The following is a 26884-nucleotide window of genomic DNA, read 5'->3' as shown; positions in this document are numbered from 1 at the left end:
TCGATCCCGATCCATTCAACTCAACTCCAGGAGCTCCCCTCATGACGACCCAGAACGTTCCGGCCGACGCGCTCGACATCCTGTCCCGCGAAGTCGCGAAGATCCTCAACGTCGAAACCGTCGACACGGACGCCGGCATCGGCGAACTCGGCATCGATTCGCTGAACATCGTCGAGCTGATCGTGTTCTGCGAACAGCTTTACGGTTCGATCGATCCGGAAGCGCTGAACATCACGCAGTACACGACGCTGCAGCAGCTCGACGCGCAACTGCGCAGCCAGCAGCACGCGGCCTGATACGGCGATGCTCGCGCCCCTTGCCCCCGTGGCGACCGCCGCCATCGAGCCGGCCCCGGCGACCGCGCTGACCGTGCAGGCGCTCGCGTACCGGCGCGTCGCGCCGTCGCGCGACGGCGCGGCGGTGCCGCTCGACGACACGGCGCACGCGATCGGCACGCTCGCGTGCGCCGAGCGCGAGCGGCTGTGCGGCGCGGTCGGCGCGGACGACTACGTGGTCAGCTCGACGATCCTGTCGATGCTGCTGATGAACGATTCGCCGCAGCATCGCGTGTTCGCGCAGGCGCTGGCCGGCGCGAACGACTACACGCCCGACTGGATGACCTGCTCGTACGAATGCGCGGGCTGGGGCTACGTGCTGCGCCGCACGCTCGCGACCGCGGCCGAGACCGGGCCGCGCACGCTGCTGCTGCAGATCGTCGACATCGACGTGCACGGCTATACGTACTGGCACGGCAATCCCGCATGGGGGCGCTCGGGCTTCGGCGTCTGCACGCTGCTCGTCGACGTCGGCCGCGAACCGGCGCAGTCGGTGATCGCCGACGCCGCGCCGCCGTCCAGCGCGGTCGTGCGGCTCGGCCGCGACATCCGCACGTTCTGCGCGGCGCGCCCGGGCCTGCACGCGGCGTTGCCGTTCTTTCCGGCGACGTCGCGGCGCGCGCTGCTCGCGTCGGTCGGCAAGACGCCGCTGCTGCCGGACGGCCACGGCGTGTTCGGCCATGCGTTCGGCAGCGACCCGTGGCTGTCGGTGCTGCTCGCGCGGCGCGACGGCGACACGCCGCGCCGCGCGGCCGTCTGCTCCCTCGCGCTGAACGGCTATTACGCGATCGCGGACGTCGCGTTCGCGCCGGACGCGACGTTCTCTCTCGACGGCGAGGCGTGAGATGGTGCGACCCGTTCACTTCACCTACCGGATCGAGCGCGATGCGCGCCAGCCGGTCGCGGTCGCGGCCAGCGCATACCGGATGCCGCTCGACACGCCGGCCGATTACGCACGCGCCGCGCTCGCGGAAGCGGCCGGCGATGCGTACGACGCTGGCAATACGTCGGACGCGGCCGACGGCGAACGCCGCGTGCTGCTCGACCACGTGCAGTATTTCGCATTCCTCGCGGAAATCACCGCGCGGATTCGCGACGCGGTGCACCCGGACGCGCGCCTGTTCATCGAAGTGTGCGCGCCGTATTTCGGCGCGCTGCCGGCCGAACTGCTCGCGCCGCACGTGCTGCTCGGCGTGCACCTGTACGACGAAGCCTTGCGCGATGCCGCGCGCGGCGCGCCGGTCGTCTGGATCGGCGACCGCATCCTGCGCGATGCGGAATTCGCCGGCGACAACCGCGTGTGCTGCGCGATCTGGCCCGCGCGGCTCGCCGATGCGTTCGACGCGCAACTGCGCGGCGCGTGGCCGGCGTTCGCGATCCGGCTCGAACCGCACCCCGGCGCGTCGCGCGCCGCCCCATTCACCGATTCCGCCCATCATTCCGGCGCCGCCGCGCGGCCGGGGAGACCCTGATGAACGACACGCTTACCGTGATGCAGGACACGGCCGATATCCGCTGGTCGATGCCCGTCGATGCGCTGATGTCGAACGACTACGCGCTGCGCGAAGAGGCGCTGAACCGGCTGTACGAGAAGGCTAAGGCCGCGCAGTGGGACGTCGCGACCGACGTCGACTGGCGCCACGACCTCGACCCGGCGAACCCGCTCGGCATGCCCGACCCGACGCTGCTGATCTATGGCACCGAACTGTGGGGCAAGCTGGCCGACGCCGACAAGCGCGAGGTACGCCACCACGCGCAGGGCTGGCTGCTGTCGCAGATCCTGCACGGCGAGCAGGCTGCGCTGATCTGCGCGTCGAAGCTCGCGTCGGCCGAGAACGGCCTGAGCGCGCGGCTGTGCGCGGCCGCGCAGATGATGGACGAAGCGCGCCACGTCGAGGCGTACGCGAAGCTCGTCAACGAGAAGCTCGACGTCAGCTACCCGATGAGCCGCTCGCTGAAGGGGCTGCTGCACGACACGATCACGAGCAGCGCGCTCGACATGACGAACCTCGGGATGCAGGTGCTGGTCGAGGGCATCGCGCTGTCGATCTTCCAGAGCGTCGTCGCGTACAGCACCGACCCGTTCATCAAGGACCTGTTCCTGCGGATCCAGCGCGACGAAGCGCGTCACTTCGCGGTCGGCCGGATCACGCTGTGCCGCGTGTACGCGGAGATGAGTTCGCACGAGCTGCGCGAGCGCGAGGAATTCATCTGCGAAGGCGCGGCCGTGCTGTACGAGCATCTATGCGCGGACGACATCTGGGAGCCGATGGGACTGTCCAAGCGCGAATGCAGCGCGATGGTGCGCGAGTCGCCGGTATCGAGCTCGATCCGCCGCTCGATCTTCCGGCGCCTGGTGCCGACGATCCGCGAGATGGGCCTGCTCACGCCGACCGTGCAGGCGACCTTCGAAAAGCTCGACGTCCTCGACTACGCGGCGATGCCGCTCAACTGACATGACGATGCCCTCCCCCCACGCATCCCGCGACGCCGGCTTCTGGATCGGCATCGACGCGGTGGCCTACGAGCTGCCGGGCCCGCCCGTCGATATCGAAGCCTGGGCCGCCGAACGCGACTATCCGGCCCAGCGGGCGGCCGCGATCGCGCAGTCGGGCAGCCGCTATTTCCACATGGCGCTCGACACGAGCGAGACCGATCTCGCGATCGCGGCGGTCGGCCGGCTGCTCGATACCGCGCGCGTGCCTCCGTCCGACGTCGGCGCGATCGTGCATGTGCACACGCAGCAGTTCAGCGTGCCGCCCGCGCCGCGCAGCCTGCCGCACGAAGTGGCCGCGCGCTTCGGCATCGAGCCGCTGTGGCTCGGCTCCGTCGCGCAACTGAATTGCGTATCGGTCGCGGCCGGCATCGAAACCGTGCGCGCGCTGATGCGCCGCCATCCGCAGATCGACGCGGCGCTCGTCGTGTCGTCCGACCGCGTGTACGGCGAGGATTACCGGATGCGGCAGATGACGGGCGTGCAGTGCGACGGCGCGGCCGCGATGCTGATCGCGCGCAACAGCACGAAGAACCGGCTCGGCGGCATTGCGATCGAAACGCATGCGAAATGGCATCGCGGGTCTGACACGGTCGCCGCGAACGAGGCCGACCTGATCATGATGGAGTGGCCGTACACGCGCCGTGCGATCGACGCGGCCGTCGCGCTCGAGCCGCATGCGCTCGACGCATACGACCTCGTGCTGCCGCACAACGCCGACCTGCCCGGCTGGAGCGCGCTGTGCCGCGCGATGCGCGTGCCGGCCGAGCGGCTCTATGCGGACAACATCCATGCGCGCGGCCACGCGTGCTGTTCGGATTTCCCGATCAACCTGGCCGACGTCGGGCTCGATGCGGTCGCGCACGGCCGGCGCGTGCTCGGCGTGATGCAGTCGAACTGCGGTGCGTATGCGGCCGCCACGCTCCATCCGGTGAGCCGCCATGACGCCTGAGCGCCCGCTTCCCGCCGCCGCCGATCCGGCGTGGATCGCCGATCTGCGCACGCCGTGCTACGTGTACGAGCCCGAGATCGCGATCGCCCGCTATCGGTCGCTGAAGGCGCGGCTCGGCACGCGGCTGATCGTGTCGCTGAAGGCGAATCCGAACCAGGACATGCTCGCGCGCTGCGCGCATGCGTACGAGGACGGCGTCGAACTCGCGAGCCGCGGCGAACTCGACGCGGTGATCGGCCGGATCAAGACGCCGCGCTACCTGAACAATCCGTCGATGGACGAGATGTTCATGCGCGCGGGGCTCGCGTCGCGCTGCCATTTCGTGCTCGACAACCCGGACGCGGTCGCGCGCTTCGTGCCGCTCGCCCGCGAAGCGGCGGCCGGCGGCAGCACGCCGGGCGCCGTGCTGCTGCGCGTGAACGCCGGCGCGCTGGCAGGTGAACACGCGCGGGCGCTATGGCACGACCACTTCGGGATGACGCCGAACGAGGCGCACGACGCGGTGCGCACGCTCGCGGCCGCCGGCCTGCCCGTCGCCGGGCTGCATGTGTTCTCCGGCCCGCATTCGTTCATCCGCCAGGACCCGACGCAGCCGGACACGCTCGTGTTGCCCGAACGGCTCGCGGCGCTGGCGCGCGATCTCGCACCGGCCAACGGTGCGCCGCTCGCGTCGCTGAGCCTCGGCGGCGGTTTCGCCGACGATCATCCGGGCGATGCCGCGTTCGAACGCTATGCCGCCGCGCTCGCGCCGCTCGCCGGCCAGTATTCGCTCGCCCACGAATCGGGTCGCGCGATCTTCGCGGATGCGGGCGTGTTCGCGACGCGCGTCGTCGCGGTCAAGACGTGGCAGGACCGCACGATCGCGGTCTGCGACGGCGGGCTGTCGCATGCGTTCCTGCTCGCGCAGACCGAAACGATGATGCGCCGCCTGGCCGCGCCGTCGCTCGTGCGCCGCACGCCCGCGCCGCCGCCCCGTGGCGTGCCGACGCTCTACGTCGGCAGCACCTGCAGCCGCGCGGACTTGATCGGCCGCGACGACACGGGCGCGCCGCCCCAGGTCGGCGACATCGCGGTGTTCGAACGCTGCGGCGCGTATCACCGCACGTACTCGATGGCGCATTTCCTGTCCCACGAAGCCGCGCACGTGTACGTGCGGCCGGCCTGAACCCGAGGAGCCGATCATGAACGCATTGATCAGCATCGCCGACCTGCTCGAACACGGCGCCGAGCGCTGGCCGCATCGTCCGGCGTATGCCGACGGCGGCGGCACCCTGACTTACGACCAGCTCGCGCGCGCGGTCCGGCGCGCCGCCGCCGCGCTCGCCTCGCGCGGCGTGCGACCCGGCGAACGCGTCGCGATCTACGCGCCGAAGCGCATCGAAACCGTGGTCGCGATGCTCGCGGCCAACGCACTCGGCGCGATCTTCGTGCCGGTCAATCCGCAGTTGAAGGAAGCGCAGATCGAACACATCGTCGCCGACAGCGGCGCCGCGCTGTTCGTGACCGGCGCGCAGCGGCTCAAGCGCCTGCCAACACTCGCCGCGCTCGTCGGCGAACGCACGCTGCTGATCGAGGAATTGGCCGATGCGATCGAAGCGGCCGACACCGACGCGCCGGCGTCGGCATCGGCAGCGCCCCCCTTCGGCCGCCCGGTCGACGACGATCCGGCCGCGCTGCTCTACACGTCGGGCTCGACCGGCAAGCCAAAAGGCGTCGTCGTGTCGCATCGCAACCTGGTATCGGGCGCGTTCAGCGTCGCCGCGTACCAGCAGCTCGCCGAAGACGACGTCGTGCTCGGCGTGCTGCCGCTCAGCTTCGACGCGGGCCTGAGCCAGCTGACGACCGCGCTCGCGTCCGGCGCGTGCTACACGCCGCTCGACTTCCTGCAGCCGGCCGAAGTGCCGCGCCATTGCGAAGCGTTCGGCGTCACGTCGATCACCGGCGTGCCGCCGCTGTGGATGCAGCTGACGTCGGCCGGCTGGAGCGACAGCACACGCACGCGGGTCCGCCGCTTCGCGAACACCGGCGGCCATCTCGCGACGCCGCTGCTGCATCGCCTGCAAGCGCTGTTCACGCAGGCGTCGCCGTACCTGATGTACGGGCTGACCGAAGCGTTCCGCTCGACCTACCTGCCGCCCGCGGACGCGGCGCTGCGCCCGACGTCGATCGGCAAGGCCGTGCCGAACGCGGAGATCCTCGTGCTGCGCGCGGACGGCAGCGAATGCGCGGCCGACGAGCCCGGCGAACTCGTGCATCGCGGCGCGTTCGTCACGCTCGGCTACTGGAACCGGCCGGAGCTGACCGCGCAGCGCTTTCGGCCGCTGCCGCGCCGCCACGGCGAAATCCCGCGCCCGGACGTCGCCGTGTGGTCCGGCGACATCGTGCGGCGCGACGCGGACGGCTACCTGTACTTCGTCGCGCGCGGCGACGACATGATCAAGACGTCCGGCTATCGCGTGAGCCCGACCGAGGTCGAGGACGTGCTGTTCGCGCTGCCGCACATCCGCGAGGCTGCCGTATTCGGCGTCCCGCACCCGGCGCTCGGCGAGGCGATCGCCGCGTGCGTCGTGTCGACGCTCGACGCCGACGCGTGCCGCGCCGACATCGCCCGCGCATGCCGCGACGCGTTGCCCACCTACATGAACCCGCTCGTCGTCGAGCCGCTGCCCGCGTTGCCGCGCAACCCGAACGGCAAGATCGACCGACCGGCGCTGAAAGCGCAGTATCGCGACGCGTTCGCGCGCCCGAACCTCGAGGAGACCGCCGCATGACCCTGTCGACGCTCGATGAAACCTGTGTCGGCGCGCCGCGCGTCGCCGCGCCCGGCATGCTCGCGCTGTCCGGCGGCGTCGTGGTGCTGCCGCCCGCCGTCGTGTTCAGTGCGATCCAGGCGCAGGAGCGCCATCCCGGCTACCGGCACCTGCTGCTGCCGCAGGCGCGCTTTGCGCGGCCGCGCGGCCTGGGCGCGCTGACGCCCGACGAAGGCACGCGTCTCGCGCCGGGCGGCCGGCCCGCGCTGCGCGTCGCGCCGCCCGGGCGCAGCCTCGCCGATCTCGCCGCCGATGCCGCGCTCGACCTGCGCGACCAGCTCGGCTCCGGCGCGCTGGCCCGCACGACGCATGTGATCGTCGCCAGTTGCGCGCTCAACGAAGGCATCGGCGACTCGGTCGTCGGCCGCATGCAGTACGAACTCGGGCTGCAGCGCGTGACGCCGTTCGCGCTCGGCCAGAACGGCACGCTCGGCTGGTATTCGGCGCTGATGCTGCTCGACGGGCTGCTGCGCGACGAAGGCGACCAGGCGCTCGTGATCCTCAGCGACAAGTGGCTCTACCCGTTCTTCCGCCAGTTCGGCGACCTGGTCGGCTACGGCGACGCGGCCGCCGCGCTGCTCGTGTCGCGCGCAGGCCCGTCGCCCGAGCCGGCCGCGTGGGGCGGCGTGCGGTCCGTCGCGCTCGAATTCGGGCCGTCGATCGCCGATCCGTGGGCCGATGCGCCGGCCACGCTGCGCGACACGCTCGCGCCGGTCGCCGCGCGCGCGATCCGCCGCGCGCTCGACCAGGCCAACCTGCGTGCGAACCAGATCGACTGGTGCGTGCCGCCCGGCTTCGATCCCGGCTTCGCGGCGCGCGTGGCCGACGCCGCGTCGATTCCGGTCCCCGCGCGCATCCAGCACGACGGGTCGGGCCATCTGTCGTCGGCCGAATCGGCCGCCGCGCTGATCCGGCTCGCGGGCGCGCTCGACGAAGGCGAACGCCGCACGGTGCTCGTATGGGATGCAGCGCTGCATGGCGCGGCGGCAGCAGCCGTCGTCGACCTGGCCGGCGGGCTCGACGCCGCACTCGATATCGAAGGAGACGCATGATGAGCGCCTACAAGGTCAGCCTGCGCGAGCTGCGCTTCTTTCTGTGGGAACTGTTCGAGGCCGACAAGCGGTTCCTGTCGGAACACGGCCTGTACGGCACGCACGATCGCGCGTCGATCGATGCGCTCCTCGAACGCGCACGCGATTTCGCGCTCGACCTCGGCCGCAGCTACCAGCAGGCGGACGTCGAGGGCTGCACGCTGCTCGACGACGGCCAGGTACGGATTCCTTCGCATTTCCACGCGTTGTGGGCGCGCTTTCGCGACGAGTGGTCGAACACGCTGTTCGGCACCGCGCACGGGCTGCCGCCGATCGTCACGCAGATGATCTACGAGATGTTCATGGGCGCGAATCCGTCGTTCATGACGTACGGCGGCTTCACGCGCCCCGCGGTCAAGCTGCTGCAGATGCACGGCACGCCGCACCAGAAGGCGCTGATCGCGCCGCTCGAAGCATACCGCTGGGATGCGTGCTTCTGCGCGACCGAACCGCAGGCCGGCACCGACCTGACCGCGGTCGCGCTGCGCGCGACGCCGCTCGAACGCGACATCTACGCGATCGACGGCGAGAAGGTCTATATCTCGGCCGGCATGCACGAGCTGACGGAAAACACGCTGTACTTCGTGCTCGGGCGCGTCGACACCGCATCGCCGGATTCGTTCTCGCTGTCGTGCCTCGTCGTGCCGCGCTTCTGGCCCGACGAAACGACCGGCGAGCTGCAGCCGAACCACGTCGACTGCATCGGCCTGCCGCGCAAGATGGGGCTGAAGGGCTGCGCGAACACCCATCTCGTGTTCGGCTCGAACGGCACGACGAAAGGCTGGCTGCTCGGCGGCCGCCGCAACGTCGGCCTGCTGCAGCTGATGCCGCTGATGAACCAGGCGCGGATGAGCACCGGGATGTTCGGCGTCGGCGTCGCGTCGAGCGCGTACCTGCACGCGGTCGAGTATGCGGGCCGCCGGCTGCAGGGCCGGCCGATCGAGCGCGCGTCGAACACGAACGCGGCACGCGTCGCGATCGTCGAGCACGCGGACGTGCAGCGCATGCTGGTCGACATGAAAAGCCGCGTCGACGGCTGCCGCGGCCTGCTCGGCAAGCTCGCGGCGACCGCGACGCGCGCGGCGATGCTCGAGGCGACGCCGGACGCCGACCCGGCCGAGATCGAGCGTCATCGCAAGCTGCAACTGCTGCTGACGCCGATCTGCAAGGCGTTCATCTCCGATCAGGCGTGGCGGATCTGCGAAACGGCGATCCAGGTGCACGGCGGGCTCGGCTATACCGATGCGAGCCCGGTCGAGCAGAACGCGCGCGACGTGAAGATCCTGTCGATCTGGGAAGGCACGAACTACATCCAGGCGCAGGATCTCGTGCGCGACAAGCTCGGCTTCGGTCGCCATTCGCGGCTGATCCAGTACTACCGCGACGAACTCGACGCGTTCCTCGCGCAGCAGCATCAACCCGGCACGCATGTGGAATTGCGGCCGCTGTTCGATGCGCTGCGCGCGGGCGCCGACCGCATCGCCGCCGCGCTCGACGACATCGCGCGCGACGTGCAGGACGGCCATACGCATCGCAGCAGCCAGTTCTACACGCGCTTTCTGGAGATGTTCGGCGTGGTCACGTCGGCATGGGTGCTGCTCGAATCGGCGACGATCGCCGCGCGCCGGCTCGATGCGCCGGAAACGGCCGACGCGCCGGCCGAACTCGCGTTCTATCGCGGCAAGCTGAAAAGCGCGCGCTACTACTTCGCGAACGTGCTGCCCGTCGTCGACCAGCACGCGGCCGTGATCGCCGCGATGGCGCACGCGGCGATCAGCGTCAGCAGCGACGAACTCGCCGCGGTGGAATGACATGGACACGACGCTCGATTCCGGCACCTCCGCCACCATCGCCGCGATCGACGATGCGCCGCGCAACCTGCTCGGCCGCCCGGCGACGCGCCATCGCGGCACCGACATCGACGGCGCGACGCTCGACCCCGAAGCGCTGCGCGTGCGCGATCTCGACCTGAACGCGCTGATCGGCGCGACGACGTTCGAAGGCGCGCTCGCGCATCTGTGGTTCGACGTCGCGCCCGGCAGCACCGACCATCGCGCGCACGAGGCGACGATCGGCGCGCGGCTCGCCGCGTTCGCCGACGCACTGGCGCCCGGCTCGGTCGCGCAGTCGGTCGCGGCCGAGCTCGGCGCGGCCGGCGTTGCGCCGGTATTCGCGGCCGCGTCCGGCCTGCTGCGCGGCCTCGACGACGTGACCGCACGCGTACATGGCGCGGCGCCGGACGATGCCGATCTCGACACGATGCTGCGATGCGCGGCCGCCGCACCGTTTCTACTGCATGCGGCGATCGAGGGCCGGCCGTTCGCGGCAGGCGCGGGCGCTGGCAGCACGGCGCTCGACGCAGCGCAGACACAAGCGCAACGCATGCTCGTGCTGACCGGCGCGACGCGCCGCGACGCACCGGCGCAAGCGGCGATGGACATGCTGCTCGTCGCGTGGCACGCGGGCTTCGGCTACATCACGCCGACCGTGCTCGCGCCGCGCGTCGCGATCGGCACCGGCGTCACGCTGACCCAGGCCGTCGCATCCGGCTTTCTCGCGAGCGGGCCGTCGCACGTCGGCGCGGCGCTCGAAGCGATGCAGTGGCTCGCCGCGCTCGCGCAGTCGGTGCCGGGCGGCGCCGGTGCGCGGGCCGCGACGCTCGATACGGCCGGGCGCGCGGCGATCGACGCGGCGGTCGACGCGAAACGTACGCTATACGGCTTCGGCCATCCGCTGTTCGTCGCCGATCCGCGTCCGCCGCACATACGTGGCCGGTTGACGGAAGCACGCTTCGACGGCCGATACATGACGCTGTTCGACGCGTGCTGCGCGCAGGCCGACGCGCGCCGCGCGCTGCGGCCGAACATCGATTTCCTGACCGCCGCGACGCTGCTCGAACTCGGCGTCGCCGCGCCGTCATGGGGCGTCGGCGTCGGGCTCGGCGCACGCATCGCGGCGATGGCCGCGCATGCCGTGGAACGGCGCCGCCGCCCGGCGTTCGGCGTCAACAGCGCGACCGCGCGACGGCTGCTGGCCGCCGTGCCGGTCGGCTGGCTGTGAACCCTCACCCTTTCGCACAAGGAACGTCATGCTGCTCAAGAACCTGCGCCCGGCGAACGACTACGATCGCTTCGCCACCGAAACGCTCGAACCGTGGGACCTGCTGTTCATCAGTCGCATCCGCCAGCTCGCGCGCGGGATGACGGCCGGCACGATCGCCGATATCGGCACGGCCACCGGCGTCGTGCCGGTGCGGCTCGCGACCGATCCGGCGATGCGCGGCTGGCGCTACGTCGGCATCGACCTCGATCCGGCGATGCTCGACGAAGGCCGCCCGCGCATCCGCGAACTGGGGCTCGACGACACGATCGAGATGCGCGTCGGCGACGCGCTCGCGCTGCCGTTCGACGACGGCACGCTGACGATGGCGGTCGGCCGCGCAACGCTGCACCACCTGCCCGACAAGGCGCTCAGCCTGACCGAGATGTATCGCGTGCTGGAGCCGGGCGGCATCGCGCTCGTGCACGACATGCGCCGCGACGCGCCGCAGCACCTGCTCGACCGCTTCACCGAGATGCGCGCGGCCGCCGACTATCCGCCGACCCACGTCGAGGAAAAGATCACGCTCGACGAAGCGCATGCGCTGGTGGCCGAAGCCGGCCTGACTGCCGTTGCGTCGATCTACAGCCCGAGCATGGGGCTCGGCGCGCTGGGCTTCGAAATCCTGCTGAAGAAACCGGCGCTGGCCTGAGCGATGACCGATCTCGCCTTCCTCGCCGCGCATGCGGCCGTGCGGCTCGGCGCCGACGACGTGCAGTGCGCGCCGGTCGCGCCCGGCGCGACGCTGCCGCTGTGCGTGACGCCGCGCAGCGCCGAACTCGCGACGTCGCCGGAGATGTTCGTCGCGTGGTACCGCTCGCGGCTCGACACGATCGACACGCTGCTCGATGCATGCGGCGCGCTGCTGTGGCGCGGCTTCGCGGTGCCCGACACCGCCGCGTTCGGCCGCCTCGGCGCGCTGTATCCGGCGCACGCGAACGGCTATACGGCCGGCGCCGCCCCGCGCCGGCAGATCGACGGCCAGGTCTATGAATCGACCCGCATGCCGCCGCCGTTCAGGATCGGGCTGCATCAGGAGATGGCCTACATGCCCGCGTTCCCGCGCCTCGTCGCGTTCTACTGCCGGCAACCGGCCGACGCGGGCGGCGAAACGCCGATCTGCGACATGCGGCGCGTGACCGCGCGCGTGCCGGCCGCGCTGCGCGCGCGGTTCGCCGAGCGCGGCGTGATGTACCTGCGCAATTTCGCGGCGCCGGGCGACCGCGCGGACGGCCTCGCCGCGAACCCGAACCTGCCGTTCGCCGCGTACCACCGGCCGTGGGACGACGCGTTCGGCACGACGGCGCGCGACGAGGTCGAACGGCTGTGTGCGGAACGCGGCGTCGGCTGCCGCTGGCTCGACGACGGCAGCGTGACCGTGTCGCACGTCGGCAGCGCGCTGCGCACGCATCCGCGCACCGGCGAGACGGTGTGGTTCAACCAGGCGAGCGCGCAGCACCCGAACCCGCGTTCGATGGGCGAGCTCAGCTATCGCTACCTGCAGCGCATCTACGGCGCGCGCGCTGCGTTCCCGTACGAGATCCGCTACGGCGACGGCGCGCCGATGCCGTTCGACGATCTGGTGGCGATCTACGACGCGCTCGACGACGAGGAATGCGCGTTCCCGTGGCAGGCCGGCGACGTGCTCGTCGTCGACAACATGCTGGTCGCGCACGGCCGCAACCCGTACCGGGGCGCGCGCGACACGCAGGTCATGCTGTTCGACTGAGGATGCCGACGATGAGCGTTTCGTTTCTTGCGTCCGTGCGCGCGATGTTCGGCCCGCCGGCCGCGTTCGACCGGCCGCAGCGCGCGGGCACGCCGCCGCTGCCCGACGCGCATGCGCCGGGCGCGGCGCTCGGCGCACGCGCGATCGACGTCGCGGCCGGCGACTTTCGCTTGTCCGCGCGCCACGTGCGGTTCCGGCTCGGCGCGATCACCGCGATCGTGGGGCCGAACGGCTCGGGCAAGACCACGCTGCTCGAGACGCTGCTCGGCTTCCGGCGCGGCGGCAGCGACGTGCGCGTGCTCGACGTGCCGGCCGAACGCTTCATGCGCGATTCGCGGTCGCTGCGGCGGCTCGGCGCGCAATTGCAGAAGGTCGAGTATCCGGACCATCTGCGTGTGTCGGAGATCGTCGCGCTGCACCGCGCGATGTACGCGCACACCGATGCGGCGATCACCGACGCGCTCGGCATCGCCGAACTGCTCGACAAGCCGTGCCGCGCGCTGTCGAAGGGGCAGCGCCAGCGCGTGGACCTGTACGTCGCGCTCGCGCACCGGCCGGAGCTGGCCGTGCTCGACGAGCCGTTCACGGGGCTCGACCGCCGCTATGCGGGCGTCGTGATCGACCTCCTGCGCCATCGCGCGAGCGGCACGAGCGTCGCGATGATCTGCCATTCCGACGAAGAGCTGAGCGTGGTCGACGATCTCGTGTGGGTGCGCGACGGCGGCGTGCGCTACCAGGGCGACCAGGACACGCTGCGCGCCAGGCTCGTCGGCGATGCGCGCGCGGTCCTGCATTGCCGCGACGAAGCCGACGCGCGCGCGCTGCGCAAGCGGCTCGCGGCGCTGCCCGGCGTGACCGGCGTGCGCGTATCGGCCGCGCATGTGGTCGAGGCGTTCGGCGATGCGACGCTGCATCCGAACGTGCACCGGATCGTCGGCGAACAGGGCATCCAGCATCTCGCGCTCGCGCCGAGCACGCCTGGCGACCTGCTGCGCCTGTGCACCGAGGGCCCGACCCATGACTAAGGTGTTCCTGATCCTCGTGCGCAACGAGCTGCTCGGCTATCTGCGCAGTCGCTCGTCGCTGTTCTGGACGCTCGTGTTCCCGGTGTTCCTGCTGAGCGTGATGCTGTTCGCGTTCGGCGGCTCGGGCTCGCTCGGCACGGCCGACCTCGCGTTCGACCTGCCCGGCGGCGCGACGCCGTACAACCAGGCGTGCCAGGCGCAGATCGTCGCCAGCCTGTCGCACAGCGACACGGTGAAGGCGACCTTCGGTGGGCGCGGCGCGCCGGCCGATCGCGTGACCGTCGTGCTCGGCGCGGACGAACGCACGCCGGCGACGATCCGCTACGACTTCAACGGCTCGCTCGCGGTAAAGGCCGCGTCGCGCGTCGTCGAGATCGCGCTCGCGCGCTGCGCCGCGCAGCAGCTCGGGCTGCCGGCCGCGCAGGCGCGCTTCGAGAACGCCGCCCCCACGCGCCGCCCGTTCGACTATGGCGCATTCTTCGCGACCGGCATCCTGGTGATGGCGTTCATGGCGATCGGCCTCAATTCGACGACCACCGCGATCGCCGCGCTGCGCGAGCGCAATACGTTCAAGCTCTACGTGTGCTTCCCGGTGTCGCGCGGCGTGTTCCTCGCCGCGCTGATCGTCGCGCGGATGGCGATGATGGCGCTGTCGGCGCTCGTGCTGCTGACGGTCGCGCGCGTCGCGTTCGGCATCGCGCTGCCGATCGCGACGCCGGACGGGCTGCGCGCGTTGCCGATCGTGCTGCTCGGCGCGGCGATGGTGCTGAGCATCGGCGTGCTGCTGGCGAGCCGCACCCGCTCGCTCGCGGCGGCCGAACTCGCGTGCAACGTCACGTATTACCCGCTGCTGTTCTTCAGCGACCTGACGATCCCGATGCACGACGCACCCGCGTGGCTGAAGGCCGGGCTCGCGTTCCTGCCGACCAACCAGTTCGCGGTCGCGCTGCGCGGCGCGCTGGTCGACGGCGCGCCGTACGCGCAGCTCGCGCCGCAACTGCTCGGCATGGCCGCGTGCACCGCGCTGTTCCTGTTCGCCGCCGCGCGGCTGTTCCGCTGGCACGACGCGTGACGCGTCGCCACGCTGTTTCGACGAAGGAGAGACACCGATGAAATCGAACCATCCCATAACCGACTACCTGCTGCACGCGAGCAACTTCCTGCCGGCGATCGTGTTCCTGTTCTACGGCCGGCTCGGCCCCGAACAGACGGACCTGCGCTGGACCCACGCGTTCCTGATCGGCGGCGTGCTCGCGCTCGTGCACGGCGCGTGGCTGATGCGCCGCGCGGAGCGCAACAGCATCGCGATCGGCGTCGACCTGTTCCTCGTGATCGGCGCGGTGCTCGCGCTCGTGTCGCCGACAGGTAGCCGTCTGTGGGGCGAGGAACTCGGGCCGGCCGCGATGCTCGTCTGCGTGCTGGTGGTCGGCATCGTGCATACCGCTTGGTCGGACGGCGGCTTCGTCGACGGCACGTTCGTCGACCATGCGCGCACGCGTTCGCTGTCGCTCGTGCTGCTTGCGGTTACCGTCGTCGCGCTCGCGGTGTCGATTGCGATGCGCCACAGCCCGCTGTGGGGCGGCGTCGTGCCGCTGATCGCGCTCGTCGTCGTGCGCGGCCGGCTGCGCAAGCAGCTCGCGCGAGCACGCTGACGATGAACGCGTTGCCCGCACACGCGGCACACGCCGCGCAACGGCACGCGCTCGCCGCGGCGCTCGGCGACGGCTGGCTCGAAGGCACGGCCTGCGAGCCGTATGCGGCCGACGTCATGCAGCACGGCGGCGTGCCGCTCGGCGTCGCGCGGCCGGCATCGACCGCCGACGTGCGCGCGCTCGCCCGCGTCGCCGTCGCGCACCGGATCGCGCTCGTCGCCCAGGGCGCACGCAGCGGGCTCGTCGGCGCCGCCGTGCCCGATCGCAGCGGCACGCAATGCGTGGTGTCGTTCGAGCGGATGCGCGCCGTTCGCGCGTTCGATCCGGCCAATCGCAGCATCACGGTCGACGCCGGCGTGCGGCTGTCCGACCTCAATCGCGTGGCGGGCGAAGCCGGCCTCTGCGTGCCGATCGATCTCGGCAGCGATCCGGCGGCCGGCGGCCTCGTCGGCGCGAACGCGGGCGGCAGCCGCCTGGTCAAGTACGGCGATGTGCGCCGTCACGTGCTCGGCGTCGAAGTCGTGCTGGCGGACGAAGCCGGCACCGTGATCGACGCGCTCGCGCCGCTGCGCAAGCGCAACGCGGGCTTCGACGTCGCGCAATGCTTCATCGGCGCGAACGGTGCGAACGGGCTCGTGACGGCCGTGTCGTTCGCGCTCGCGCCGCTCGAACGGTCGTCGTGCGCGGCGTTCGTCGCGTTCGCGTCGTACGATGCGGCGCTCGCCGGCCTGCTCGCGTTCGAACGCGCATTCGGCGAGATGGTGTCCGCGTTCGAGTTCATGTCGGCGGCGACGGTCGGCTGCGTCGCCGCGGCGTTTCCGGCATTGCGCGTGCCGTTCGAGCCCGGTGAAGCCGGATGCTACGCGCTCGTCGAAATCGCGACCGGCATGCCGGGGCTCGATGCGCTGCTCGAGGAACGCACGGTCGCGACGCTCGATGCGCTCGCGAACGAACGCGTCGTACTCGACGCGGCGTGCGCGCCGGCCGAACGGTTCTGGCGGATTCGCGACGCGCTGCCGGCCGCGGTCGCGCTGGACGGCCTGCCGCTGTCGTTCGACGTGTCGTTTCCGCGCGGCGCGCTGGCCGGATTCGTCGCCGATGCCGAGCAGTGGCTCGCCGCCGCGCATCCGGCGCTGCGCTGTCATGCGTTCGGCCATTTCGGCGACGGCGGCTGCCATCTCGTCGTGTCGATTCCGCCTACCGCGGCGCAACGCTACGGGCCGCTGCAGCAAGTGGCGCTGCGCGGCGCGCTGTACGACCGCGTCGTGCAGGCAGGCGGCTGCTTCAGCGCGGAGCATGGCGTCGGGCCGGTCAATATCGCGTACTACCGCAAGCACGTGCCGGCCGCGCAACGGCAACTCGCCGGCGCCGTCCAGCACGCGATCGATCCGCTCGGCCTGGTCGGGCGGGTCCGTTACTGATGCACCGCTTCGACACCCCACGGAGAATTCGTATGATGTCGCCCCGCCCGCCCAGCCCCGCCGTCGCCGTCGAGCCGGACGACGATCCGTCGTCCGCGGGCATTTCCACGCTGCCCGACTCCGGTGCGATGGTCAACGTGCGCGGCGTCGCGTATGTCATTGAATTGCCGCCGCGCGACCATGCGCGGCCGGCGCTGTGGCGCGAGCTTGCGCACTGGCGCAACGATCGGTCGGGCGATCACGCATCGGATGGCGACGCCGAGCGGGATGCACCGCAGGGTTAGGTGAGCGTTCGCGTCGCTCCGTGCGGCCGTGACGAACGGCCGCGCGCGGTCGTCGTAGTCGATGTCGATGTCGATGTCGATACAAGTGGGACGGCGGCTACCGGTGCCGACTCCGGTGACCGCAACGCTTCGCGCGGCATGCCGAACACGGCAGCTTCGGCCGACGGCTCACCCCGCCCGCGCGACCCGGAAGACCGACATCGCGACCTGCATCGAACCGGCCTGCTGCTCGAGCGCCGTCGCGGCCGCACTGGCCTGTTCGACCAGCGCGGCGTTCTGCTGCGTCATCTGGTCCATCTGCGTAACGGCCTGCCCGACCTGGTCGATGCCCGCGCTCTGCTCGACGGTGGCCGTCGTGATCTCGGTCATGATCGTCGCCACGCGCCGCACCGACGACACGATCTCTTCCATCGCGTGCCCTGCCTGCGTCACGAGCGCATTGCCGTCGCGCACGTCGTCGATCGACGCGCCGATCAGCTGCCGGATCTCGCGCGCGGCGCCCGCGCTGCGTTGCGCGAGCGTGCGCACCTCGCCGGCGACGACCGCGAAGCCGCGCCCGTGTTCGCCCGCCCGTGCCGATTCGACCGCCGCGTTGAGCGCGAGGATATTGGTCTGGAAGGCGATCCCGTCGATCATTCCGGTGATTTCCGCGATCTTCTGCGAGCTCGTGTTGATCACGCCCATCATGTCGACCGCGCGGCCGACCAGTTCGCCGCCGTGCTGCGCGAGGTCCGCCGCGCTGGCCGCGAGCGTGCTCGCCTGCTGCGCATTGTCCGCGTTCTGGCGCACCGTCGACGTCAGTTGCTCCATGCTCGCGGCCGTTTCCTCGAGCGACGCCGACTGCTGCTCGGTACGGCTCGACAGGTCGAGGTTGCCGGCCGCGATCTCGCGTGCGGCCGTATGAATCGCATCGCTGCTGTCGCGCATGCCGGTGACGGTCGCCGCGAGCCCCGCCTGCATCCGCTTCATCGCCGCGAACAACTGGCCGATTTCGTTGCCGCCGGCATCGGGCACCGTCACGGTCAGGTCGTTCGACGCGATGCGGTCGAGCAGCGCGGCCGCGTTCGCGAGCGGCCGCGACACGATCGCGCGCAGCGCGAAGTGCGTCGCGACGATCAGCGCGAGCGCCAGCGCGACGCCGATCCCGACCATCGCGATGATGCGCGTATAGGCGGCGTTGTCGGCGTCGATCGTGTCTTCCGCCAGTTGGTTGGCGGTGCGCTGGAATTTCTCGACGTTCGCCGAATACACCTGGCCGGCGAGCGTGATTTCCTTGTCGTTGATCGCCGCATACGCGGCGGTGTCGCCGTTGCGCAGCGCATCGGCCGCCCGCGCGAGCACGCTCGCGAGATGCGTCGACGACTCGACGAGCGCCTGCTTCAGGTCCGCGCCGAGGCTGCCGACCGGCGCGGCATCCTTGAACGCCTGCGTTTCCTTCGCGGACAGGTCGAACGTGCGTTGCGCGCTTTGCAGCGCCGAGTCGCGCTGGGCCGGATCGTCGTGCTCCTTCAGCGCCGAATACGCGCGGACGAGCGCCGAGCGCGTACGCGTGCTGTCCTTGTAGGCGTCGTTGACGAGCGACGTCTGCGCCGCGATTTCGTGCAGGCGCTTCGCGTTCGTGTTCGCGCCGCCGAGCGCGACGATCCCGACGATGCCGCCGACGACGATCATCGCGGCAAATGCAGCGAGTACGGCGAGCAAACTGCTTTTCACTTTCAGATCACGCATGGCGAATCGACTCCCGAAGTTATCCCTTGTCGGTTAACGACGGCAATTACGCCAACTTGAGCCGATTGACCGGAATTTCGCCGCGCGATCGTGCGGCGCGCGCAAGCGCGCGCGTGCGTGTGCATCCGGTTCGCGCAACGAGCGGCACGCGATCGACGCCGCCCGTTGCGCCGCCCGCCGAATCAGTTCGTCCCGTCGTACGTGACGATCTCGATCCAGTTTGCGCCCTTGCCGACCGGATACTTGCCGATCGCGTCGAGATGCCCGGTATCGCGATCGATCCGGTACACGGCCAGCGTCGGCGACAGTTGCCCCGCGGCGAGCAGATACTTGCCCGACGGATCGATCGCGAAGCCGCGCGGCTGCCGCTCGGTCGCGAACGTGCCGATCCGCGCGAGCCTGCCCGACTTCGCGTCGACGCGATACGCGGCGAGCGTGCTCGACGTGCGCTCCGATGCATACAGGAATTTGCCGTCGGGCGTGAGATGCAAGTCAGCGCCCCACGGCTTGTCGCCATGGAAATCCGGCGGCAGGATCGACACGGTCTGGATCGGCCGCGCGTCGGCGCCGCCGCGCGACAGCGCGAGCACGTGCAGCTTGCCGTCGAGTTCGTCGATCAGGTAAGCGAAGCGCCCATTCGACGAGAACACGAAATGGCGCGGGCCCGATTTGTCGGGCAGCCGGTACGCGGGCGTCGTATCGTCGGTCAGCGTTCCCGTCGACGCATCGAACGGCAAACGCAGCCACGCATCGGCGCCGAGCACCGACGCGAACGCATAGCGGCCGTCCGGCGACTGGCGGATCGCGTGCGCCATCGGGCCGGTCTTCACCGTCTGCTGCACGTCGCCCGCGACGCCGTCCGCGCCGATCCGGTTCACCGCGAGCAGGTTGCCGCCGTACGACGCCGAGAACAGGTAGCGGCCCGACGCATCGGTCGACACGTACGCCATGCTCTCCGCGAGCGGCGCGCGGCCCAGCTCGATCAGCCGCCCGTCGAGCGGATTGATCGCGAAGCTGACGACGCGATACGGCGTCGAGCGCAATGCCGCGTACAGGCGCCGATGATCGGGCGACAGCGCCATCGGCATCACGGTGCCGCCGACCGGCACCGTCTCGATCGCGGTCAGCGCACCGTTCGACGTATCGACGCCGAACACCGAGATGTCGCGGCTGTCGCTGTTCGACACGTACGCATACGTCGCCGCGTGCGCGAGCGACGCGGCCATCGTCAACGCAGCCGCCGCAACGGCGCGCCGCAGGAAAGTCGTTTTCATGGGAGGGGCGTGAAGTGAAGAAATAAAACCGCGGATGCGAACGCGGCGCCGGACCACCTCGGTCGTCCGGCGCCGCGAACGGCGAAACATCCGGTCAGAACACCGCGTGCCCGCTGATCAGGCTCGGCAGCCACGTCGAGAAGAACGGCATGTACGTGACGATGTTGATCGCACTGAAGATCGCGAGGTAGTACGGCCACGCCATCTTCGTCGTCTCGCCGATCGACACGTTGCCGATCGCGCAGCCGACGAACTGCACCGACCCGATCGGCGGATGCACGAGGCCGAGCGAGCAGTTCAGCAGCAGCATGATCCCGAACTGCACCGGCCCGACGCCGCACGCCATCGCGATCGGCAGGAACAGCGGCGTCGTGATCAGGATGTGCGCGGCCATGTCGACGAACGTGCCGAGGAACACCTGGATGATGTTGATGTACAGCAGCATCAGCCACGGCGCCGCGGTCGACTGCTTCAGCAGCCCTTCGATCGCATCGGGAATCTCCAGGTACGACATCTGGAAGCGCAGCATGTTGGACACCGCGATCAGCAGCAGCACGACACCCGTCGTGCGCGCCGCATGCGACAGCGCGCGGCGCAGCTTCTCGGCCGTCAGCGTGCGGTAGACCACCGCGGTCAGTACGAGCGAGTACACGACGGCGATCGCGGCCGCTTCGGTCGCGGTGGCGATGCCCTTCGCGACGCACACGAGGATGATCGCGATCACCATCAGCCCGGGCACCGCGCCGACGAAGCTGCGCAGCACCGCATACCAGCCGGGAAACCGCGGCAGCGCGGACGAGCCGTCCTCGCGGCGCGGATAGCCGTGACGCACGGCCTGCCAGTACGCGGCGGCGAGCACGAAGCCCATCACCCACAACACCGGCAGGAGCCCCGAGAACAGCAGGTCGCCGATCGACACGCCGCTCACCGGCTGGCCGTGCAGCATCCCGGTGATGCCCTGCGCGGCGAACGCGTAGATGATCATGTTGGTCGACGTCGGCATCAGCGCGCCGGCGAGCGATGCGTGCGTGGTCACATTCACGGCATACGCGGCGCTGTAGCCTTCGCGCTTCATCAGCGGAATCACCACGCCGCCCATCGCCGACGTATCGGCGGTCGGCGAGCCCGACACGCCGCCGAACAGCGTGCACGCGACGACGTTCGCCATCCCGAGGCCGCCGCGGAAGTGGCCGACGGTCGCCTGCGCGAAGCGCAGGATCCGGTCCGCGATGCCGCCATGCAGCATCAGCTCGCCGGAGAAGATGAAGAACGGCACCGCGAGGAACGAGAACGCGTTCATCCCAGAGATCATCGCCTGCATCGCGGTCGCGATCGGCAGGCCCTCGACCATGTAGGTCAGCACGCACGCAATGCCGAGCGCGAACGACACGGGCACGCCGAGCACGAGGAATATCAGAAAACTGACGGACAGGATCGCGAGTTCCATGGCGTTATTGTCCCGACGAAGAACGACGAAGCGCGAGCAGGTGCTCGAGCGAGAAGAAGATGATCGCAACCGCCGCGGGCATCGTGATCAGGTAGCGCACGCCTTCGGGCAGCCCGATGATCGGGATGCGGTCGCCCATCGTCTCGGCGGCCATGCTGCCGCAGCCGATCATGATCATGATCGCGAACGCGATCAGGCTCAGGTGCTGGATCGCGATGACGACCGTGCGCGCCTTCGGCGACAGCCGGCGCACCAGCGAATCGAGGCCGATGTGGCCGCCGTCGCGCACCTTCATCGCGGCGCCGAACATCGCGATCACGATCACGAGCAGCAGCGCGATCGGCTCGACGAAATCCGGCGCGTTCTCGAACACGTAGCGCATCACGACCGCGTAGAACACCAGCACCGTGAGCACCGCGAGGCACGCGGACGCGATCACGGCCAGCACGCGGAACAGCACGTCGTTCACGCAGCGCAGCAGCGGCGCGGCCGCGTGCGGCCGGCACGGCGTCGCGCCGTCGGCGGCCGCCGCGTCCGGCGAGCCCACGGTCGCGGCGCCATTCAGCGAAGTGCGACGCGTCACTTGGTGGCCTCGATCTCGTCGACGATCTGCTTCATCTGCGGCGTCTTTTCATACTTGGTCCACAGCGGCTGCATCGCCTTCACGAACGCCGCGCGGTCGATCTGCGCGGCCGGCAGGATCTTCGCGCCGCCCTTCGTCACCAGCTGCTGCGCGGACGCCTCGCGCGCGGTCCACAGCTTCTGGTAGTACGGCACCGAATCGGCCGCCGCCTTCCGGATCGCCGCCTGCTCCTGCGGCGACAGCGTGTCCCAGATCTTCTTCGAGAACACCAGCACTTCCGGCGTCATCGCGTGCTGCGTTTCCGAGTAATCGGGCGCCACTTCGTAGTGCTTGGTTTCCTCGTACGACGGCAGGTTGTTTTCCGCCGCATCGACGAGGCCCGTCTTCAGGCCCGTGTATACCTCGGCGAACGGCATCGGCGTCGGCGTGCCGCCCATCGCGCGGATCTCGTCGACCATCAGGTCCGACGGTTGCACGCGCACCTTCAGCCCCTTCATGTCGGCCGGCGAGCGCACCGGGCGCTTCGCATAGATCGAGCGCGCGCCGCTCTCGTAGAACGTCAGCGCGATCATCCCCTTCGCGGTAAACGCATCGAGGATCTTCTGGCCGGCCGGGCCGTACATCGCCTTGCGGAAATGGTCGACGTCGCGGAACAGGAACGGGAACGACGGGATCAGCGATTCCGGCACGATCTCGTTGAACGACGCGCCGTTCACGCGCGCCATGTCGATCGCGCCGATCCGCACCTGGTCGACCGTGTCCTTCTCGGAGCCGAGCGCGCTGTTGCCGAACACCTTGATCGAGTCCTTGCCGCCCGTCTGCTTCGACAGCGCGTCGCCCATGAACTTCACGGCCATGTTGGTCGGAAAATTGTCGCCGTGCACGTCCGCCGAGCGGAACACACGCGCCTGCGCGGACAGCGCGAAGCCGGCCATCAAGGCAACGGCCAGGGCGGTACGGGAGCCGGTGAATCGGTGCTTCATGGTGAGTCTCCTGGATGGTCGATCGTTGTTGTGCGGCGATCCGGCGGCCCGCGCGGACTTCCCCGACGCGCTTCCCCGAACCGCAGAGTCATACGTCGTATGACGTGTGGAGCGAATGTACGTCGGTTAATCGTTTAACTCACTTGGTGCATACCCCTATAACGGCTTTCATCAAGCGCTTACGGGGCAATCCGAAAGCTGGATGCTCCGTTTTCGTACTTTTTTGCGAAACGTTTTCCGGAAACGCTCGGCGAGCGGATTGGCCGTCGACGTCGGAGGTTCCACCCGCCTGACGGCCTTCTTTCGCTTCATTCATTGTTGTCATGTGATGACTGACAACTATATTGCCGCGCCGCCGCGATAACCCGCGCGATCGATCCGTGGTCGACGGGCGCGCCGCCTGACAGGCACGCGCGATGCGCGCCGCCACCGCGTGAAACGCGAAAGGAGCCAGTCATGTCGATCACGAAGCGATCAGCGCCGCCCGACCCGGCTTCCCCGCCGAACGCCGGCGACGAAGGCCCTGCCGACGCGCCGGGCATCGGCGAGGACACGTGCCGCGTCTGCCGCGGCACCGGCATGGTGGAGGGACAGGCGTGCACCGTCTGCGGCGGGACCGGCAAGATCCTGCAGGGAATCGGCGGCGGATAGGTAAAAACGCAGGCGCGCCCGCGCGCATCGATCGCTCAGGTCTGCATGACCAGCGACGTCAGCTGCGCGGCGCGCGCCACGTCGGTCTTCGTGTAGATCGACTTGATCTGCGCGCGGACCGTGCCGATCGACACGCCGCGCAGCGCCGCGCATTCCTGCGGCGAGCGCCCGTCGCAGCACAGCAGCACGGCGAGATCGGCTTCCGCCGACGACAGCCCGTAGAACACCCGCAAGCGCTGCGCGCGCGCCGATGGCGAACGCAGGTCGGCGGCCGTCATCAGCGCCGCGACGCCGGGCCGTTCGCGCGCGAGGCGCGACTGTTCGGGAACGGGGATCAACGCAAGCGGCAGCGGCTCGCCGGTCGCACGACGCAGCAACAGCCCGCCGCGTGCGAATGCATGCCGCCATTGCGCATCGTCGACGCAGCCTTCCGGCGCGAAACGGCCGTTCAGGATCCGCAGCGCGGGTTCGGCGGCGATCAGCTGCTCGGCCGCGCGGTTCGTATAGCGCAGCTCGCGCTGCGCGCCGAGCAGGAATACCGGCACGGGCACCGCGTCGAGCGCCGATTCCGCGGCGGCCACGCGCGCTTCGAGCTCGCCGATGCGTGCGTGGATGCGCAGAGCGCGGCTGATGTGGGCGCCCATGATTTCGATGGTGCGGCGCTGCTCGTCGGACAGCCCTTGCGATTCGAGGCCGCTCTGTACGCTGAGGAAAGCGCTGGCGCCCGCGCCGCGATGGATGTACAGGCCCGAGATGCTGCCAAGCCCGAACGGCTGCAGGAATTCCCGATAGAACACGCCATGTGTGCGCTGCCGCACCGACAAGTGCCTGACGTCCTCGAACCAGCGCCCTGCCTGCCAGTCGGCGGCAACCGGCACGACCGGGTCGTACAGGTAGAACTCGGTGTTGTAGCGGCGGTGGCACGCGGCGACCCATGACGGATCGTCGCCGGCCGCCCGCTCGATCGCCGGCAGCCGCGCCGCGTCGTCGAACGACAGCAGCGTCGCCATGCGGACGCCGACGGACAAACGCAGCCCGTCCAGCACCGCTTCCCATCGCTGGTCGCCCAGCGCCGCAGCGTAGACGTCATCGATCCATGTCGATGGAACCACCCCGTTCATCTGCATCTGGCCACCCCGTGCCGTGCGTTTTTATCGAACGCCGTTCGGGCATCTTACTCAATCGGCCTCATTGTTCAAATTGCCGATGCAGGTTTGATCGAAATACCACGCTTATTACCGGTTCTCGTCAGACGTAACGCTCGTTTTCGACCGGGCGACGCGACGGGAACGCGTTTGGCCGCCCGGTCCGACGAGGCACTTACTTCATCGCGGTGAACCGCGCTTCCATCTCGTCGATCTTCGCGAGCACCGCTTCGCTCAGCTTTCTGACGTGACGCGGCACGTCGGGCGTCGACAGCAGTTCCTCGATACGCCCGCGCCAGTATCTCGGATGCCGGACGCGCCCCGCGCCCGACATCGACACATCGACGACGGCCGTCTCGCTGTCCAGCAGCGCCACCATTCTCTGGATGTGAGAGAGCTCACGTTCCACATAGTCTCGTGCGAGCATATCGATTGAAATTCCCCGAAATACGACATCAGGCCTTCCGTCACCCACCCGCGATCGTCCGCGGCGCCGACGACGCGCCGCATACGTTGCGCATCAGCGTACGCGCCGATCATGTCAATCGATTGTGCGGACGCACACAGCGATCGACAAAGGAACGACAGGCCTGTCCGATTGTCCTGGCGACATCCGGTCGCGATGCCCCGTTGACCATCGTAGGCGCACCGTTCGGCGCCGGCATCCCCAAAACTGGGGATGCCGGTTGATATGGGTCAGGCGATGACTTCCGGAAAGGACGGGGGTAAAAACGGCCGGCTGGCGCGGCGGCTCGTTGCGCAGCAGCACGACGGCGAGCATGCCGGCGAAGCGTGCGCTTTCACGTCTGACGAATCGGCCGCAGGCAGCGACGTGCGGCTTCGTCCCACGCCTTGCGATGTTCCAACGCACGGCATCGTCGTTCCAGTCGTCGCCCCTTCGACTGGAAGCCGGGCATGGTGTGCCAGTCTCGCGCCGCCTGTCGCCCCCTGCATGTCGATTGGCGCGCTTTGCGAGTGAAGCGGCGCGCAAATGGCGCATCCCCTCTGCAACGGAATCCCTTCATGAACATCGATACCGACCTCCCCGTCATGGTCACCGGCGCGACCGGGTACGTCGCGGGCTGGCTCGTGCAGCGGCTGCTCGAAGCCGGCCTGACGGTCCACGCGGCCGTCCGCGACCCCGACAGCCCGGACAAGCTCGCGCACCTCCAGCGCATCGCGGCCGGCAAGCCCGGCACGATCCGCTGTTTCCGCGCGGACCTGCTCGAACCCGGGTCGTACGCGGACGCGATGGCGGGTTGCGGGACCGTGTTCCACACCGCGTCGCCGTTCACCGTCACCGTTCGCGATCCGCAGAAGGCGCTGGTCGATCCGGCGCTGCTCGGCACGTGCAACGTGCTCGAGACGGCAAACCGCACGCCGTCGGTGCGGCGCGTCGTGCTGACCCGCAGTTGCGCGGCGATCTACGGCGACAATGCCGATCTCGCCGCGACGCCCGATGGTGTGTTCACCGAAGCGGTCTGGAACACCAGCTCGTCGCCGACCCATCAGCCCTATTCGTATTCGAAGACCGTTGCCGAGCGCGAAGCGTGGAAGATTGCCCGCCCGCAGCAACGCCGGGATCTCGTGACCATCAATCCGTCGCTCGTGATCGGGCCGGGCATCAATCCGTACGCGACGTCGGAGAGCTTCGAGATCGTGCGGCAAATGGGCAACGGCACGATCCGCCGCTGTTCGCCGCGTTGTGCAGCCCGAACCTGGAGATCGCGCTCCGGCGCATCGGCCAGTTCAAGCCGCTGATCGGCCCGGTCCGGTTGCGCGTGTCGCACGAGGCCGACGCGCTGACTCTCGCCGTCGATTTCCTCGAGCGCGACATCCCGCCGCCCGGCACGCTGGTCGCGGCCGAACTCGGCTTCTTCGTGAAACTCGCGCGGCTGGCGACCTGCACCGAGCTGTCGGCGCGCGCCGTCACGCTGCCGCGCGACGTCAGCCCCCAGCCACCGCGGACGGCGTCGCACAAACGCTTGCGATCAGCAAGCGGACGCTGCAGCGGCGGCTCGGCGACGAAGGCGCGAACGTCAAAACCCTGCTGGCGGAAGTCCGCGAGAAGCTCGCGTGGCATTACCTCGATCGCTCGGACCTGCCCTACAGTCAGATCGCGTTCCTGCTCGGTTACCAGGATCCGAATTCGTTCTTCCGCGCATTCAACGAATGGACCGG

At 69.7% G+C, this 26884-nt stretch carries 26 protein-coding genes and 1 pseudogene; 20 read left to right on the top strand and 7 right to left on the bottom strand.

Features of this window, described 5'->3' with window-relative positions; genetic code table 11:
- Positions 1 to 41: 41 nt before the first annotated feature.
- From HWX76_RS12760 to HWX76_RS12680, 17 genes are read left to right on the top strand one after another with little or no spacing between them, the layout of a single operon-like run.
- Positions 42 to 296 (top strand): acyl carrier protein, encoded by a 255-nt coding sequence (locus HWX76_RS12760; RefSeq protein WP_006481176.1) that lies wholly within the window; start codon positions 42 to 44, stop codon positions 294 to 296.
- 7 nt (positions 297 to 303) lie between these two features.
- Positions 304 to 1179: a hypothetical protein gene (locus tag HWX76_RS12755; protein WP_124637461.1), complete on the top strand. Its 876-nt coding sequence runs from the start codon at positions 304 to 306 to the stop codon at positions 1177 to 1179.
- 1 nt (position 1180) lies between these two features.
- Positions 1181 to 1807 (top strand): hypothetical protein, encoded by a 627-nt coding sequence (locus tag HWX76_RS12750; protein ID WP_124630056.1) that lies wholly within the window; start codon positions 1181 to 1183, stop codon positions 1805 to 1807.
- Positions 1807 to 2790, top strand: a complete 984-nt coding sequence (locus HWX76_RS12745; RefSeq protein ID WP_050013576.1) for a ferritin-like domain-containing protein — start codon at positions 1807 to 1809, stop codon at positions 2788 to 2790. The genes HWX76_RS12750 and HWX76_RS12745 overlap by 1 nt, the downstream gene beginning before the upstream one ends.
- A 1-nt stretch (position 2791) precedes the next feature.
- Positions 2792 to 3781 carry a 3-oxoacyl-ACP synthase gene (locus HWX76_RS12740; protein ID WP_124592607.1) on the top strand — a complete coding sequence of 330 codons (990 nt, stop codon included), beginning with the start codon at positions 2792 to 2794 and terminating at the stop codon, positions 3779 to 3781.
- Positions 3771 to 4946: a PLP-dependent decarboxylase gene (locus tag HWX76_RS12735; RefSeq protein ID WP_176015877.1), complete on the top strand. Its 1176-nt coding sequence runs from the start codon at positions 3771 to 3773 to the stop codon at positions 4944 to 4946. The genes HWX76_RS12740 and HWX76_RS12735 overlap by 11 nt, the downstream gene beginning before the upstream one ends.
- 16 nt (positions 4947 to 4962) lie before the next feature.
- Positions 4963 to 6552 (top strand): acyl-CoA ligase (AMP-forming), exosortase A system-associated, encoded by a 1590-nt coding sequence (locus tag HWX76_RS12730; protein ID WP_050013579.1) that lies wholly within the window; start codon positions 4963 to 4965, stop codon positions 6550 to 6552.
- Complete coding sequence (locus HWX76_RS12725) at positions 6549 to 7643, top strand: hypothetical protein (protein WP_050013580.1); 1095 nt, start codon at positions 6549 to 6551, stop codon at positions 7641 to 7643. Before HWX76_RS12730 ends, HWX76_RS12725 begins: the two co-directional genes overlap by 4 nt.
- Complete coding sequence (locus tag HWX76_RS12720) at positions 7643 to 9493, top strand: acyl-CoA dehydrogenase (protein WP_176015876.1); 1851 nt, start codon at positions 7643 to 7645, stop codon at positions 9491 to 9493. The genes HWX76_RS12725 and HWX76_RS12720 overlap by 1 nt, the downstream gene beginning before the upstream one ends.
- 1 nt (position 9494) lies before the next feature.
- Complete coding sequence (locus HWX76_RS12715) at positions 9495 to 10742, top strand: citrate/2-methylcitrate synthase (protein WP_176015875.1); 1248 nt, start codon at positions 9495 to 9497, stop codon at positions 10740 to 10742.
- A gap of 28 nt (positions 10743 to 10770) precedes the next feature.
- Positions 10771 to 11433, top strand: coding sequence for a class I SAM-dependent methyltransferase (locus HWX76_RS12710; protein ID WP_069619832.1), 663 nt, complete (start codon positions 10771 to 10773; stop codon positions 11431 to 11433).
- Between the two features lie 3 nt (positions 11434 to 11436).
- Complete coding sequence (locus HWX76_RS12705) at positions 11437 to 12510, top strand: TauD/TfdA family dioxygenase (RefSeq protein ID WP_124592602.1); 1074 nt, start codon at positions 11437 to 11439, stop codon at positions 12508 to 12510.
- Between the two features lie 11 nt (positions 12511 to 12521).
- On the top strand, positions 12522 to 13535 hold the full coding sequence (locus HWX76_RS12700) for an ABC transporter ATP-binding protein (RefSeq protein WP_050013653.1): 1014 nt from the start codon (positions 12522 to 12524) through the stop codon (positions 13533 to 13535).
- Positions 13528 to 14607, top strand: a complete 1080-nt coding sequence (locus HWX76_RS12695; protein ID WP_124555099.1) for an ABC transporter permease — start codon at positions 13528 to 13530, stop codon at positions 14605 to 14607. The genes HWX76_RS12700 and HWX76_RS12695 overlap by 8 nt, the downstream gene beginning before the upstream one ends.
- Before the next feature lie 37 nt (positions 14608 to 14644).
- A complete protein-coding gene (locus HWX76_RS12690; protein ID WP_124637455.1) occupies positions 14645 to 15187 on the top strand; it encodes a permease in 543 nt (180 codons plus the stop codon).
- Positions 15188 to 15189: 2 nt separating this feature from the next.
- Complete coding sequence (locus HWX76_RS12685; RefSeq protein WP_089490108.1) at positions 15190 to 16608, top strand: FAD-binding oxidoreductase; 1419 nt, start codon at positions 15190 to 15192, stop codon at positions 16606 to 16608.
- A gap of 32 nt (positions 16609 to 16640) precedes the next feature.
- On the top strand, positions 16641 to 16892 hold the full coding sequence (locus HWX76_RS12680; protein WP_176015874.1) for a hypothetical protein: 252 nt from the start codon (positions 16641 to 16643) through the stop codon (positions 16890 to 16892).
- A 168-nt stretch (positions 16893 to 17060) separates the two neighbouring features.
- On the opposite strand, the gene HWX76_RS12675 is transcribed toward HWX76_RS12680, so the two are convergent.
- The 5 genes from HWX76_RS12675 to HWX76_RS12655 form a co-directional block, all read right to left on the bottom strand.
- Positions 17061 to 18620 carry a methyl-accepting chemotaxis protein gene (locus HWX76_RS12675; RefSeq protein ID WP_050013589.1) on the bottom strand — a complete coding sequence of 520 codons (1560 nt, stop codon included), beginning with the start codon at positions 18618 to 18620 and terminating at the stop codon, positions 17061 to 17063.
- A 182-nt stretch (positions 18621 to 18802) separates the two neighbouring features.
- The gene (locus HWX76_RS12670; protein ID WP_050013590.1) at positions 18803 to 19894 is read right to left on the bottom strand and encodes a lactonase family protein; all 1092 of its coding nucleotides are present in this window, start codon (positions 19892 to 19894) and stop codon (positions 18803 to 18805) included.
- A 94-nt stretch (positions 19895 to 19988) separates the two neighbouring features.
- Entirely contained in the window at positions 19989 to 21341 is a 1353-nt protein-coding gene (locus HWX76_RS12665; protein WP_006481162.1) for a TRAP transporter large permease, read from the bottom strand.
- A gap of 4 nt (positions 21342 to 21345) precedes the next feature.
- Positions 21346 to 21924, bottom strand: coding sequence for a TRAP transporter small permease (locus HWX76_RS12660; RefSeq protein ID WP_050013591.1), 579 nt, complete (start codon positions 21922 to 21924; stop codon positions 21346 to 21348).
- Positions 21921 to 22907 (bottom strand): TRAP transporter substrate-binding protein, encoded by a 987-nt coding sequence (locus HWX76_RS12655; RefSeq protein WP_050013592.1) that lies wholly within the window; start codon positions 22905 to 22907, stop codon positions 21921 to 21923. The genes HWX76_RS12660 and HWX76_RS12655 overlap by 4 nt, the downstream gene beginning before the upstream one ends.
- A gap of 456 nt (positions 22908 to 23363) precedes the next feature.
- Here HWX76_RS12655 and HWX76_RS12650 point away from each other — a divergent pair, with 456 nt between their 5' ends.
- Positions 23364 to 23558, top strand: coding sequence for a hypothetical protein (locus tag HWX76_RS12650; protein ID WP_176015873.1), 195 nt, complete (start codon positions 23364 to 23366; stop codon positions 23556 to 23558).
- A gap of 35 nt (positions 23559 to 23593) precedes the next feature.
- Here HWX76_RS12650 and HWX76_RS12645 read toward each other — a convergent pair whose 3' ends face one another.
- Together HWX76_RS12645 and HWX76_RS12640 are read right to left on the bottom strand one after the other, a co-directional pair.
- On the bottom strand, positions 23594 to 24685 hold the full coding sequence (locus HWX76_RS12645; RefSeq protein ID WP_176015872.1) for a helix-turn-helix transcriptional regulator: 1092 nt from the start codon (positions 24683 to 24685) through the stop codon (positions 23594 to 23596).
- A gap of 193 nt (positions 24686 to 24878) precedes the next feature.
- Positions 24879 to 25130, bottom strand: a complete 252-nt coding sequence (locus tag HWX76_RS12640) for a hypothetical protein (RefSeq protein ID WP_089490112.1) — start codon at positions 25128 to 25130, stop codon at positions 24879 to 24881.
- A gap of 596 nt (positions 25131 to 25726) precedes the next feature.
- Between HWX76_RS12640 and HWX76_RS12635 the strand changes: the two genes are divergently transcribed.
- Both HWX76_RS12635 and HWX76_RS12630 read left to right on the top strand, forming a co-directional pair.
- A complete protein-coding gene (locus tag HWX76_RS12635) occupies positions 25727 to 26464 on the top strand; it encodes an NAD-dependent epimerase/dehydratase family protein (RefSeq protein WP_244137968.1) in 738 nt (245 codons plus the stop codon).
- Positions 26409 to 26849: pseudogene (locus HWX76_RS12630) on the top strand (helix-turn-helix domain-containing protein); the annotation flags it as partial. The gene HWX76_RS12635 and the pseudogene HWX76_RS12630, both read left to right, overlap by 56 nt.
- Positions 26850 to 26884: the final 35 nt, after the last annotated feature.

The sequence above is a fragment of the Burkholderia sp. BCC0398 genome, from assembly GCF_902833245.1.
In the GTDB taxonomy this organism is placed as follows: Bacteria; Pseudomonadota; Gammaproteobacteria; order Burkholderiales; family Burkholderiaceae; genus Burkholderia; species Burkholderia sola.
This window is presented reverse-complemented; position numbering and strand designations above follow the sequence as displayed.

Bases quoted from the DNA above. Each gene is read 5' to 3' on its own strand.
- HWX76_RS12655 (WP_050013592.1), bottom strand. From the start codon at position 22,907: ATGAAGCACCGATTCACCGGCTCCCGTACCGCCCTGGCCGTTGCCTTG.
- HWX76_RS12650 (WP_176015873.1), top strand. From the start codon at position 23,364: ATGTCGATCACGAAGCGATCAGCGCCGCCCGACCCGGCTTCCCCGCCG.
- HWX76_RS12700 (WP_050013653.1), top strand. From the start codon at position 12,522: ATGAGCGTTTCGTTTCTTGCGTCCGTGCGCGCGATGTTCGGCCCGCCG.
- HWX76_RS12675 (WP_050013589.1), bottom strand. From the start codon at position 18,620: ATGCGTGATCTGAAAGTGAAAAGCAGTTTGCTCGCCGTACTCGCTGCA.
- HWX76_RS12735 (WP_176015877.1), top strand. From the start codon at position 3,771: ATGACGCCTGAGCGCCCGCTTCCCGCCGCCGCCGATCCGGCGTGGATC.
- HWX76_RS12640 (WP_089490112.1), bottom strand. From the start codon at position 25,130: ATGCTCGCACGAGACTATGTGGAACGTGAGCTCTCTCACATCCAGAGA.
- HWX76_RS12730 (WP_050013579.1), top strand. From the start codon at position 4,963: ATGAACGCATTGATCAGCATCGCCGACCTGCTCGAACACGGCGCCGAG.
- HWX76_RS12685 (WP_089490108.1), top strand. From the start codon at position 15,190: ATGAACGCGTTGCCCGCACACGCGGCACACGCCGCGCAACGGCACGCG.
- HWX76_RS12740 (WP_124592607.1), top strand. From the start codon at position 2,792: ATGACGATGCCCTCCCCCCACGCATCCCGCGACGCCGGCTTCTGGATC.
- HWX76_RS12710 (WP_069619832.1), top strand. From the start codon at position 10,771: ATGCTGCTCAAGAACCTGCGCCCGGCGAACGACTACGATCGCTTCGCC.
- HWX76_RS12690 (WP_124637455.1), top strand. From the start codon at position 14,645: ATGAAATCGAACCATCCCATAACCGACTACCTGCTGCACGCGAGCAAC.
- HWX76_RS12645 (WP_176015872.1), bottom strand. From the start codon at position 24,685: ATGCAGATGAACGGGGTGGTTCCATCGACATGGATCGATGACGTCTAC.
- HWX76_RS12635 (WP_244137968.1), top strand. From the start codon at position 25,727: ATGAACATCGATACCGACCTCCCCGTCATGGTCACCGGCGCGACCGGG.
- HWX76_RS12725 (WP_050013580.1), top strand. From the start codon at position 6,549: ATGACCCTGTCGACGCTCGATGAAACCTGTGTCGGCGCGCCGCGCGTC.
- HWX76_RS12720 (WP_176015876.1), top strand. From the start codon at position 7,643: ATGAGCGCCTACAAGGTCAGCCTGCGCGAGCTGCGCTTCTTTCTGTGG.
- HWX76_RS12695 (WP_124555099.1), top strand. From the start codon at position 13,528: ATGACTAAGGTGTTCCTGATCCTCGTGCGCAACGAGCTGCTCGGCTAT.
- HWX76_RS12665 (WP_006481162.1), bottom strand. From the start codon at position 21,341: ATGGAACTCGCGATCCTGTCCGTCAGTTTTCTGATATTCCTCGTGCTC.
- HWX76_RS12670 (WP_050013590.1), bottom strand. From the start codon at position 19,894: ATGAAAACGACTTTCCTGCGGCGCGCCGTTGCGGCGGCTGCGTTGACG.
- HWX76_RS12705 (WP_124592602.1), top strand. From the start codon at position 11,437: ATGACCGATCTCGCCTTCCTCGCCGCGCATGCGGCCGTGCGGCTCGGC.
- HWX76_RS12760 (WP_006481176.1), top strand. From the start codon at position 42: ATGACGACCCAGAACGTTCCGGCCGACGCGCTCGACATCCTGTCCCGC.
- HWX76_RS12680 (WP_176015874.1), top strand. From the start codon at position 16,641: ATGATGTCGCCCCGCCCGCCCAGCCCCGCCGTCGCCGTCGAGCCGGAC.
- HWX76_RS12715 (WP_176015875.1), top strand. From the start codon at position 9,495: ATGGACACGACGCTCGATTCCGGCACCTCCGCCACCATCGCCGCGATC.
- HWX76_RS12750 (WP_124630056.1), top strand. From the start codon at position 1,181: ATGGTGCGACCCGTTCACTTCACCTACCGGATCGAGCGCGATGCGCGC.
- HWX76_RS12745 (WP_050013576.1), top strand. From the start codon at position 1,807: ATGAACGACACGCTTACCGTGATGCAGGACACGGCCGATATCCGCTGG.
- HWX76_RS12755 (WP_124637461.1), top strand. From the start codon at position 304: ATGCTCGCGCCCCTTGCCCCCGTGGCGACCGCCGCCATCGAGCCGGCC.